The sequence below is a fragment of the Rhodopseudomonas sp. B29 genome, from assembly GCF_000333455.1.
GTDB lineage: Bacteria > Pseudomonadota > Alphaproteobacteria > Rhizobiales > Xanthobacteraceae > Rhodopseudomonas.
The window spans coordinates 1-10,295 of record NZ_BADD01000568.1 but is presented as its reverse complement, the minus strand read 5'-3'; the positions used below and the strand labels follow the sequence as shown (position 1 = coordinate 10,295).

General features: G+C 66.2%; 11 protein-coding genes. 6 read left to right on the top strand and 5 right to left on the bottom strand.

The genetic code is table 11. From position 1 onward, the window contains the following. From I5M_RS20235 to I5M_RS20225, 3 genes are all read right to left on the bottom strand, one after another. Positions 1-784: nickel/cobalt transporter (locus I5M_RS20235; protein WP_376738692.1), on the bottom strand; the 784-nt coding region annotated here is incomplete at its 3' end. A 74-nt stretch (positions 785-858) separates the two neighbouring features. Next, positions 859-1,491 carry a DUF1007 family protein gene (locus tag I5M_RS20230; RefSeq protein WP_022723056.1) on the bottom strand — a complete coding sequence of 211 codons (633 nt, stop codon included), beginning with the start codon at positions 1,489-1,491 and terminating at the stop codon, positions 859-861. 111 nt (positions 1,492-1,602) lie between these two features. Beyond that, positions 1,603-3,693 carry a M3 family metallopeptidase gene (locus I5M_RS20225; protein WP_022723055.1) on the bottom strand — a complete coding sequence of 697 codons (2,091 nt, stop codon included), beginning with the start codon at positions 3,691-3,693 and terminating at the stop codon, positions 1,603-1,605. A 213-nt stretch (positions 3,694-3,906) separates the two neighbouring features. Here I5M_RS20225 and I5M_RS20220 point away from each other — a divergent pair, with 213 nt between their 5' ends. The 6 genes from I5M_RS20220 to I5M_RS20195 all read left to right on the top strand — a co-directional run bounded on the left by I5M_RS20220 (position 3,907) and on the right by I5M_RS20195 (position 8,939). Then, positions 3,907-4,167: a hypothetical protein gene (locus I5M_RS20220; RefSeq protein ID WP_022723054.1), complete on the top strand. Its 261-nt coding sequence runs from the start codon at positions 3,907-3,909 to the stop codon at positions 4,165-4,167. A 733-nt stretch (positions 4,168-4,900) separates the two neighbouring features. Continuing rightward, positions 4,901-6,043: a type III PLP-dependent enzyme gene (locus tag I5M_RS20215; RefSeq protein ID WP_031337164.1), complete on the top strand. Its 1,143-nt coding sequence runs from the start codon at positions 4,901-4,903 to the stop codon at positions 6,041-6,043. Positions 6,044-6,186: 143 nt separating this feature from the next. Beyond that, the gene (locus I5M_RS20210; protein ID WP_022723052.1) at positions 6,187-6,774 is read left to right on the top strand and encodes a GNAT family N-acetyltransferase; all 588 of its coding nucleotides are present in this window, start codon (positions 6,187-6,189) and stop codon (positions 6,772-6,774) included. 10 nt (positions 6,775-6,784) lie between these two features. Beyond that, entirely contained in the window at positions 6,785-6,940 is a 156-nt protein-coding gene (locus I5M_RS33185; RefSeq protein ID WP_199900052.1) for a hypothetical protein, read from the top strand. 111 nt (positions 6,941-7,051) lie between these two features. Then, entirely contained in the window at positions 7,052-7,438 is a 387-nt protein-coding gene (locus I5M_RS20200; RefSeq protein ID WP_022723050.1) for a RidA family protein, read from the top strand. 73 nt (positions 7,439-7,511) lie between these two features. After that, positions 7,512-8,939, top strand: coding sequence for a homospermidine synthase (locus I5M_RS20195; RefSeq protein WP_022723049.1), 1,428 nt, complete (start codon positions 7,512-7,514; stop codon positions 8,937-8,939). 235 nt (positions 8,940-9,174) lie between these two features. Here the strand turns inward: I5M_RS20195 and I5M_RS20190 are convergent, their stop codons facing one another. Further along, positions 9,175-9,507: a hypothetical protein gene (locus I5M_RS20190; RefSeq protein ID WP_040771815.1), complete on the bottom strand. Its 333-nt coding sequence runs from the start codon at positions 9,505-9,507 to the stop codon at positions 9,175-9,177. 206 nt (positions 9,508-9,713) lie between these two features. After that, positions 9,714-10,136, bottom strand: coding sequence for a hypothetical protein (locus I5M_RS20185; RefSeq protein ID WP_022723047.1), 423 nt, complete (start codon positions 10,134-10,136; stop codon positions 9,714-9,716). Positions 10,137-10,295: the final 159 nt, after the last annotated feature.

The window sequence follows — 10,295 nt, the reverse complement described above, 5'->3', positions numbered from 1 at the left end:
GATTGTGGTCGTGAGCGTGAGAATGCGTGTGGGCGTGAGCGTGCCCGGCTTCGGCGATGGCAACGCGGGCATGGCCATGATCATCGTGGTGGTGATGGTCATGCCCATGATGGTCGTGATGATGATGGCTGTGATCGTGACCACCGGCTGGCGCTGCCGCCAAAGCGAGGCCCATGGGCCTCGGGGCGCTGGACTGACGCAGCGCCCGCAGCAAGCCGCCGCCCTTCAGCCACGCCAGCCGGGCGCCGAACAGCGCGATCAGCCCGTAGCTGCCGATCTCGATTGCCTTCTCGGCGCTGCACATGGTGGCGGCCGTCGCGCTGAGCAGGCCGGCGCAAACCGCCACGATGGCGATCGCCACCAGCGCCTGCAGCAGCGCCGAGACGAACGACAACGCGATGCCGCGCCGCGCCGTCTCCTGATTGGCAACCAGATAGGACGAGATCACCGCCTTGCCGTGGCCGGGGCCGGCGGCGTGAAACATGCCGTAGGCAAACGAGATCGCCACCAGCGTCCACACCGCCGTGCCGTCGGCCTTGGCGGCGCGAATCGTTGCGGAAATCTGCCGATAGAACGCCGACTGCTGCGCCAGCAGCCAGCCGACGATGCCGCCGGCCTGCGGCTCGGGAGTTGTCTTGGGGGCACCGAACGGATTTTGCGCGACCGCGGCGTGGAGCGCGGCGTCTGTCAGAACGCTGGCGACAAACAGCGCCACACAGAGAACGGCGAGCGTCCGGATCGACCACGCCTCCCCGTCATTGCGAGGAGCGGAGCGACGAAGCAATCCAGCTCCGTGCACTGCGCTGGATTGCTTCGCTTCGCTCGCAATGACGGAGCTGACAACTTGATTTGCAGCACTCATGGGCACGACACCGCGATCTTGTTCGCGAACATGGCGCCGTAGTTGGAATTGTCGCCGCTCAGGAAATTGTCTTCGGACATGCGCTGTGCATTGGCGGTGCCGTCATTGGGGCGCTGGAAGTCGAGCTTGCAGCTGGCTGGGGCGCCCTTCAGCGTCACCGGGTCCTTGTCGGCGAAAGAGAAGTCGATGAAGTAGGTCGGATCGAATACCTCGACCGCGAGATCAGGGCTCTTCACCGGCGTCTTCAGCGGCAGGAAGAAGTGCAGCGTCAGCACGCCGTCTTTCTGCTCCAGATAGTAATCGACCGGCTCGGCGAATTTCTGCTTCTTGCCATTGGCCTTGGCGAAGGTGAAGTAGGCGAATTCCTTCAGCGACTCGACATTGGTCTGCGCCAGCGGCGCCAGCTCTTCGCGGGTGTAGACGCCCTTCTGCTTGGTCTCGATGCCCTGCAGCGCATAGGTCGAGAACATGTCGTCGAACGCCCAGGAATGCTGCACGCCGGTGAAGGCGCCGTCGGGGCCATAGACCAGTTGGCTGGTCGCGGTGACCCAGACATGAGGGTGGGCTTGCGCCGGATTCGACCCAAGCGCCCAAGTTACCAAGGCTCCGAACAGCAGAAGCTTCGTCATTGCGAGCCGAAGGCGAAGCAATCCAGCTCCGTGCACCGAGCTGGATTGCTTCGTCGGCTTCGCCTCCTCGCAATGACGAGGGGTGCGCTGTTGGGACTGGGCGACCATTCGCTACGCAGCCTCCGGCGTATCGAGCAGGCCGCGGCGGCGGAGGAGCGCGTCGGGCTCGGGGGCGCGGCCGCGGAAGGCGATGTAGGCTTCCTCGGGGTCGCGCGAGCCGCCCGACGAGTAGATGTCGTCGCGCAGCCGCTTGGCGACCGCCGGCGCGAAAATGTCGCCGGCCTCCTCGAAGGCGCCGAACGCGTCGGCGTCCATCACCTCGCTCCACATGTAGCTGTAATAGCCCGAGGCGTAGTGATCGCCCGAGAAGATATGGCCGAACTGGGTCGGCCGGTGGCGCAGCGCGATCTCCTCCGGCATGCCGATCTTCTCCAGCTCCTTGCGTTCGAAGTCGCGGACAGCGCCGATCGACGCCGCCGGCTGGGTGTGGAATTCGAGATCGAGCAGCGCCGACGATACGAACTCCACCGTGGCGAAGCCCTGGTTGAACTTGCGGGCCTTGAGGAAGCGCTGCAGCAGGTCGTCGGGCAGCGGCTCGCCGGTCTGGTAGTGGCGGGCGAATTGCCGCAGCACCTGCGGCTGCTCCTGCCAGTGCTCGTAGAGTTGCGAGGGCAGCTCGACGAAGTCGGTGAACACGCTGGTGCCGGACAATGACGGATAGGTCACGTTCGACAACATGCCGTGCAGGCCGTGGCCGAACTCGTGAAACAGCGTGCGCGCGTCATCGGGCGACAGCAGCGACGGCTCGCCCTCCGCGCCCTTGGCGAAGTTGCAGACATTGATGATCAGCGGCGCGACATTGCCGTCGAGCTTCTGCTGATCGCGCAGCGAGGTCATCCAGGCGCCGGAGCGCTTCGACGGGCGGGCGAAGTAGTCGCCGTAGAACAGCCCGCGGTGGCTGCCGTCGGCGTCCTTGACCTCCCAGACGCGCACATCCGGGTGCCAAACCGGCACGTCCTTGCGCTCGGCGAAACTGACGCCGAACAGCCGGGTCGCGGTGTCGAAGGCGGCGGCGATCATGTTGTCGAGCGCCAGATACGGCTTGATCGCCGAATCGTCGAAATCGGCGCGGCGCTGCCGCAGCTTCTCGGCGTAGTAGCGCCAGTCCCACGGCGCCAGCTTGAAGTTGCCGCCCTCCTCGGTGACCAGCGCCTGCAGATCGTCGCGGTCGGCCAGCGCCCGGGCGCGGGCCGGCTTCCAGACCCGTTCCAGCAGGCCGCGGACGGCCTCCGGCGTCTTGGCCATCGAGTCTTCGAGCCGATAGGCCGCGAAGGTCGGGTAGCCGAGCAGCCGGGCGCTCTCCTCGCGCAGCTTGAGGATTTCGCCGATGACGGCGTTGTTGTCGTTGGCGTTGCCGTTGTCGCCGCGGGCGATGAAGGCGCGATACACCTTCTCGCGCAGGTCACGCCGGCCGGACATCTTCAGGAACGGCTCGACGAAGGAGCGCGACAGCGTGATCACCGCCTTGCCGGGCATGCCGCGCTCTTCGGCCGCGGCCTTGGCGGCGGCGAGGAAGCTGGCCGGCAGGCCGTCGGTGTCGCCCTCACCAAGCTCCATGAACCACTCCTGCTCGTCGCCGAGCAGATGATGGCTGAAGCTGGTGCCGAGCTGCGCCAGCTGTTCGTTGATCTCCGCCATGCGGGCTTTGGCGGCGGCATCGAGCCCCGCGCCGGCGCGGTGGAAGCGCGTATAAGTGCGCTCCAGCAGCCGCTTCTCCTCGGCGGTCAGCTTCAGGCTGGCGCGCTTGTCGTGCAGCGCGGCGACGCGGCCGAACAGCACCGCGTTCATCATGATGGGATTCCAGTGCCGCGCCATGCGCAGCGACACCTGCTCGTCGATCTTGAGCAGCTCCGGGCTCGAATGCGCCGACACCAGATCGTAGAACACCGCGGCGACGCGATTCAGCAACTTGCCGGAGCGCTCCAGCGCCGTGACGGTGTTGGCGAAGTCCGGTTCGGCCGGATCGTTGACGATGGCGGCGATCTCGGCGGCGTGGTCCGCGAATGCCTGCTCGAACGCCGGCATGAAATGCTCGGGCTTGATCTGCGAAAACGGCGGGGTTTCGAACGGGGTGGTCCAGGCTTCGAGCAGCGGATTGCCGGAGGCAGAGGGTGCGGCGATCGGTCCGGAGCTGTCTGTCATCAATCCATCCTGGGGCGTTGCGCGGTTGAGCCGGGTTCGGCGTGGCTTTGCTGCGGATTATATAGGATTCGGTCGGGCTTTTTTGCGCCCTCGGACGCTGTTCTGGGCCGAAATCGGCCCCTGCCGCAGTGATGACACTTTATCGGCCCATCGGCTGGCCTTGCCGCGACGGGCAATTTCGCTAGATTGCCGCCGCAAACAGGACGTCACCCGATGAGCAAGCTTCCGAATTCGACCGCGCGCCGCGCTATCGCCTGGCCGAGTGTCGTCACCGTCATCAGCGCCGCGATCCTGATCGGCGCCGAGGTGTTCGGCGCGGCCTTCGCCGGCGGCTGGGCGCTGGCGATCCTGTTCGGACTCGACGACACCGCCGCCCACATCCTGCAGGGCGTGCTGTTCGTGCTCGGCGTGGTGATCATGGTCGGCTTCGTCCGCAACGCCCAGCGCATCGAGCCGTTCTACAAGCGCGCCTGAGCAGCGCTCGCGCCGCGAGCGCACGTCGGCCGCGCCGCTGTTCAGAGAACAGCTGCGGCACAGGCCTTTCTCGCAAGCGCTCAGCGCGGCGCCAGCCGTCTCGCCGCTCCTCATTCGCAAAGAATTAGTTAGCAACCTTGAACGGATGTTCATGTTCGAGGTGACGAGCGTGGCTGATCAGCAACGATCGGCGACGGTGTCCAAAAATTCATGCGTTAACCCGAAAAAAATCTTGCAGCCCGGCACGTAAACACCTATTTCCCCTCTTGCCCAATTTCGCACGTGCCTGTGGTCGTGTGTCGGTCGGTAGGTATCCGGACAAGAGGCCGGACAGCCGCCAAGGGATAAAGAAGCCGAGGGTCTCAATGCTGCTAGCAGCGAGGCCAGCATCTCTCTCAAGGGATGCCGTTGAAGGTGACTTTTTCTCTTGCAACCGTGATCGGCAGCCGGAGGCGAACCGGCGCACCTCGTTCTCAACGGGGGACGCGACTTAAAGCAACGACGGAGCGGGCTTTTTTGGTCTCTGCCGGCTTTCCAACAGCCGGCGCGAATACCGAAGAGGCTTGTCCTTCATTGCCAGGTGTGCGGGCGGGAGCTCTCCCAACCAATCCACGGCAGCACTGCTAATCCGAGCGGATCGCTCGTTGCGCTTCCATCGCGTGACGGGCGCTTGACGCATCGGAGCGGCTTCATCGCTGGAATGCGCCCGTCGCTGGGCGTGTGGGAGAGTGCCATGACCGATCGTATCCGCGAATTCCTGCGCGACCGCCGCGAAAAGGGTTTGGACGTCGAGCCGTGCCTCGTCGTCGACCTCGACGTCGTGCGCGACAACTTCACCAGCTTCGCCAAGGCGCTGCCGGACAGCCGCGTGTTCTACGCCATCAAGGCGAACCCGGCGCCCGAAGTGCTGTCGCTGCTGGCGTCGCTCGGCTCGTGCTTCGACTGCGCCTCGGAGCAGGAGATCCAGATGGCGCTGGCCGCCGGCGCGACTCCGGACCGCATCTCGTTCGGCAACACCATCAAGAAGGAACGCGACATCGCGCGCGCCTTCGAACTCGGCATCCGCCTGTTCTCGGTGGACTGCGCCGCCGAGGTCGAGAAGGTCGCGCGTGCCGCGCCCGGCTCGAAGGTGTTCTGCCGCATCCTGTACGACTGCGCCGGCGCCGAGTGGCCGCTGTCGCGGAAGTTCGGCTGCGATCCGGAGATGGCTGTCGACGTGCTCGACCTCGCCAAGCGTCTCGGCCTGGAAGCCTACGGCATCTCGTTCCATGTCGGCTCCCAGCAGCGCAAGGTGAAGGCGTGGGACCGTGCGCTGGCGATGGCCGCGCAGGTGTTCCGCGACTGCGCCGAGCGCGGCATCAACCTGTCGATGGTCAACATGGGCGGCGGTTTCCCGACCAAGTACCTGAAGGAAGTGCCGGCCGTGGTGCAGTACGGGCGTTCGATCTTCCGGGCGCTGCGCAAGCACTTCGGCAACCAGATCCCGGAGACCATCATCGAGCCGGGCCGCGGCATGGTCGGCAACGCCGGCGTGATCGAGACCGAAGTCGTTCTGATCTCGAAGAAGAGCGACGAGGACGAGGTCCGCTGGGTCTATCTCGACATCGGCAAGTTCGGCGGTCTCGCCGAGACCATGGACGAGTCGATCCGCTACGCCATCAAGTCGCGCCACGACGGCGCCGACATGACGCCCTGCGTGCTCGCCGGTCCGACCTGCGATTCGGCCGACGTGATGTACGAGAAGATGCCGTACCCGCTGCCGGTGACGCTCGAGATCGGCGACAAGCTGCTGATCGAAGGCACCGGGGCCTATACGTCGACCTACTCGTCGGTGGCCTTCAACGGCTTCCCGCCGCTGCGGACCTACCACATCTAAGGGTCGAACCTCCTTCCCCGCCTCCCGCTGGGGAGGCGTGAAGAAAGTCGAGGCCGGCTTGCCGGCCTCTCCCCGTCACATCGCTATTTGCTGACAACATGCTGCCGGCGCGGTTCGCCGGACAGCGTGGGGATCGACGTGCCATGACGAACGCAATCGCCACCCTGACTGCCTTGAACGTCGCAGCCGTTCCGTTCGCGATCCGTGCGGAAAAGAGCTCCGATATTGCCGCGCGTGAGCGCCTGCTGGATGCGTGCTTCGGCGAAGGCCGGCATGCGCGCACCTGCCAGCGTTTGCGTGATGGACGCGCGCCCGCCGAAGGCCTCGCCTTCTCGGCGGTCCGTCAAGGCCGTCTGGTCGGCACCGTGCGTCTCTGGCATGTCGACGCAGGGGGCCGGGCCGCACTCGTGCTCGGCCCCCTCGCCGTCGCCTCGTCCTGCCGCGAACTCGGCCTCGGCGGCGCGCTGATGCGCCACGCCATCGCCGAGGCGGCGGCGCGCGGCCACGGCGCCATCGTGCTGCTCGGCGACGAGCCGTATTATCGGCGCTTCGGCTTCTCGTCCGCCAAGATGGACGCGCTGGCGTTGCCGGGCCCGTTCGAGCGCGACCGGCTGCTCGGCCTCGAACTGCGCGACGGCGCGCTCGATGGCGCAGCGGGGCTGATTGTCGCCACCGGCGCCGCGGCGCCCGTTGCGAAGCCGGCGCGGCGCGCTCTGCCGCGCGCGGCCTGAGGCGATGCCGATGCTGACCCTGCCCCACCGCGCCGCCTCGCGCGCCCAGCTCGACAAGCGTCCGCGGGTCACCTCGCTGGTGCTGTTCGTATTCGTGGTCAAGATCGCCGTCGACGCCTGGAAGCGCCGCCGGCGCGAGCGCGGTGCCGGTTCCGAGACGATCTGAACCTCCGCAGCGCCGGCCCGTCGATCCTCCAGCTTGATTTGCCGGACGAGACGCGGCATTGCCTGCGCCCAAGTTCCTCCCGCAACGCACTCATCCAAAGGTACCGAGCCGATGCCGCGCCGCCTGATTTCCTCCGGATCGCCCTTCGAGAAGACCGCCGGCTACAGCCGCGCCGTGGTCGACGGCGATTTCGTCTTCGTCGCCGGCACCACCGGTTTCGACTACACGACGATGACGCTCCCCGAGGATGTCACGGCCCAGACACGGAATTGCTTCAAGACGATCGGCAACGTGCTGAAGGAAGCCGGCTTCGCCATGGAAGATATCGTCCGTGCCACCTACTACATCACCAACGCGGCCGACGCCGACGCGGTGTTCGCGGTGTGCGGCGAGAACCTGTCGGAGATCCGCCCGGCGGCGACGATCGTCACCGTCGCGGCTCTCTACAAGCCCGAGATGAAGATCGAGATCGAAGTCACCGCCAAGCGCCGCAGCTAAGCCGCTTATCTGTTCAATCCCGAGGGGCGGCGCCGCAGGGCACCGCCCGTCCTGTTTTTCGGAGCATTCGCTGATGTCCACCTCGAAGATCCACGCCAAGATCACCGGCCCCATCGTGATGATCGGCTTCGGCTCGATCGGCAAAGGCACGCTGCCTTTGATCGAGCGGCACTTCGAGTACGACAAGAAGCGGTTCGTGATCATCGATCCGCACGAGGACGGCGAACTCGCCAAGAAGCACGGCGTGCGCTTCATCAAGCAGGGTGTCACCAAGGACAACTACCGCGAGCTGCTGATCCCGCTGCTGACCGAAGGCGGCGGCCAGGGCTTCTGCGTCAATCTGTCGGTCGACACCTCCTCGGTCGACATCATGACGATGTGCCGTGAGATCGGCGCGCTCTACATCGACACCGTGGTCGAGCCGTGGGCCGGCTTCTACTTCGACAAGAGCGCGGGTCCGGAAAAGCGCACCAACTACGCGCTGCGCGAGACGCTGCTGGCCGCCAAGGCCAAGCAGCCGGGCGGCACCACCGCGGTCTCCACCTGCGGCGCCAATCCCGGCATGGTGTCGTGGTTCGTCAAGCAGGCACTGATCGACATCGCGCGCGACACCGGCGTCGAGATCAACGAGCCGAAGAGCCGCGAAGGCTGGGCGCAGCTCGCCCACAAGCTCGGCGTCAAGGGCATCCACATCGCCGAGCGCGACACCCAGCGCGCCAAGACGCCGAAGCCGATGAACGTGTTCGTCAACACCTGGTCGGTCGAAGGCTTCGTCTCCGAGGGCCTGCAGCCGGCCGAACTCGGCTGGGGCACGCACGAGACCTGGATGCCGGACAACGGCCGCAAGCACACCGACGGTTGCGGCGCGGCAATCTATCTGCTGCAGCCGGGCGCCAACACCCGCGTCCGCACCTGGTGCCCGACACCGGGCGCGCAATACGGCTTCCTCGTCACCCATAACGAGTCGATCTCGATCGCCGATTACTTCACGGTGCGCGACGGCCAGAACGTGGTGTACCGGCCGACCTGCCACTACGCCTATCACCCGGCCAACGACGCCGTGCTGTCGCTGCACGAGATGTTCGGCGCCGCCGGCAAGATGCAGCCGAAATGGCACATCCTCGACGAGAACGAGATCGTCGACGGCATCGACGAACTCGGCGTCCTGGTCTACGGCCACGCCAAGAACGCCTATTGGTACGGCTCGCAGCTCTCGATCGAAGAAACCCGCGAGGTCTGCCCGTATCAGAACGCCACCGGCATGCAGGTGTCGTCGGCGGTGCTGGCCGGCATGGTGTGGGCGCTGGAAAATCCGGAAGCCGGCATCGTCGAAGCCGACGAGATGGACTACAAGCGCTGCCTCGAAGTGCAGATGCCGTATCTCGGCCCGGTGAAAGGCTACTACACCGACTGGACCCCGCTGAACGATCGTCCCGGCCTGTTCGCCGAGGACATCGACACGTCCGATCCGTGGCAGTTCAGGAACGTGCTGGTGCGCTGAAGCAAGACCGCTCAGCCTTAACCTAAGTACACGCGCCCCTCCCCGATCGCAGCGCGCCCCCTCTCCCGCCTGCGGGAGAGGGTCGGGGTGAGGGCGCCGCAGGCAGTGAGTTAGTTATTACTGAAGCGCTGTAGCCCTCACCCGTCCCGGCTTCGCTGCGCTACGCCGGGCCGACCTCTCCCGCAGGCGGGAGAGGTTGCTCAGTGCGCGCGGCAAAGCTTCGACCACCTGAAAATCAGCCGCCCTTGGGCTGCACCGGCTCGCCCATCTTCTCCGGCGGCGCGGGGGGCAGCGCCGGCTTGGCGCCGGCGTCGACCGCGGCCGCATCGGGCCGCGCCGGTTGGGGCGGGATGTCATGCGGCCGCGGGCCCTGGCCGGTGGTTTCGGGCGGGGCCGACGGCTTGTTCTCGGCGCCCGGCGTCGATTGCAGCGGCTGCGGGGTGGCCTGAGCAAGATGAACTGACGGGGCCGCCGAGGCGTGCACGTCCGAACACGCCGCGGCGGGGACCGCCAACGACGCACTCATCAGCAGGGCCGTGCCGGCTGCGATCAGCCTGACATCCAACACTCGGTCCGCCCCGCCACGCTGGCGACTTCCGCTCGACTGATTCGACTGATCCATGGTTCGCCCTCGCCTGTATCGTTTGATCAGACGAGACAACGTCCCGCCGCCGGGCCCGTTCCGGCCCGTCGGCAGCGGCATCTGGGCGCGATGCGCGCCGCGCAGCGATAACGACCGGCCTCGCACCGCCCGGCGCGGGCCGGTCGCGCGTATCACGCCTGGGCGATCGGAGCCGAGCGATTCGCCGGCGCGGCCTTGGCTTCGCCGCGCTGCAGCTCCGGCTGTACCGGCAATTGCAGCACCTTGACGCGCTGGCCGGTGACCAGCAGCGTCACCAGCACCGCGCTGCCGTCCGGAAACTCGACGGCGTCGTGATGGACGTGGGGCTCGCCCTTGGCGAACTGATTGAACTTGCCGACTTTGTAATCGGCGGTCTTGGTCCAGATCCAGCGCTGGTCGTAACGGACATTGTGCTCGAAACCGAGTTCGGTGCCCGGCAGCAGGCAGACCGCGACGTCCAGCTCTTCAGGCGACGCGAAGCCGCGGGTCGAGGTGCCGCGGAACGTGGTGGTGATCAGAGTCTCGCCGACCTTGGCCGGACGACTCGCAACGGCATGCAGACTGTAGTCACACATCGGTTGGGTTCCTCTCGAGGGAGAAACACCCGCACCCCCGGCTGCCCCGCGGGTGGTCATCGTGTGGTTTGCGATGCTGAAGAGATGCTCCGCCAAGTTATGGGCGTTTAAGCGGCGTGAGGCCGCGGACAAAAGTCGGCGACGATGAATCAAATCCGC

Bases quoted from the DNA above. Each gene is read 5' to 3' on its own strand.
- I5M_RS33185 (WP_199900052.1), top strand. From the start codon at position 6,785: ATGCTGACCCTGCCCCACCGCGCCGCCTCGCGCGCCCAGCTCGACAAG.
- I5M_RS20200 (WP_022723050.1), top strand. From the start codon at position 7,052: ATGCCGCGCCGCCTGATTTCCTCCGGATCGCCCTTCGAGAAGACCGCC.
- I5M_RS20220 (WP_022723054.1), top strand. From the start codon at position 3,907: ATGAGCAAGCTTCCGAATTCGACCGCGCGCCGCGCTATCGCCTGGCCG.
- I5M_RS20195 (WP_022723049.1), top strand. From the start codon at position 7,512: ATGTCCACCTCGAAGATCCACGCCAAGATCACCGGCCCCATCGTGATG.
- I5M_RS20225 (WP_022723055.1), bottom strand. From the start codon at position 3,693: ATGACAGACAGCTCCGGACCGATCGCCGCACCCTCTGCCTCCGGCAAT.
- I5M_RS20230 (WP_022723056.1), bottom strand. From the start codon at position 1,491: ATGACGAAGCTTCTGCTGTTCGGAGCCTTGGTAACTTGGGCGCTTGGG.
- I5M_RS20210 (WP_022723052.1), top strand. From the start codon at position 6,187: ATGACGAACGCAATCGCCACCCTGACTGCCTTGAACGTCGCAGCCGTT.
- I5M_RS20185 (WP_022723047.1), bottom strand. From the start codon at position 10,136: ATGTGTGACTACAGTCTGCATGCCGTTGCGAGTCGTCCGGCCAAGGTC.
- I5M_RS20215 (WP_031337164.1), top strand. From the start codon at position 4,901: ATGACCGATCGTATCCGCGAATTCCTGCGCGACCGCCGCGAAAAGGGT.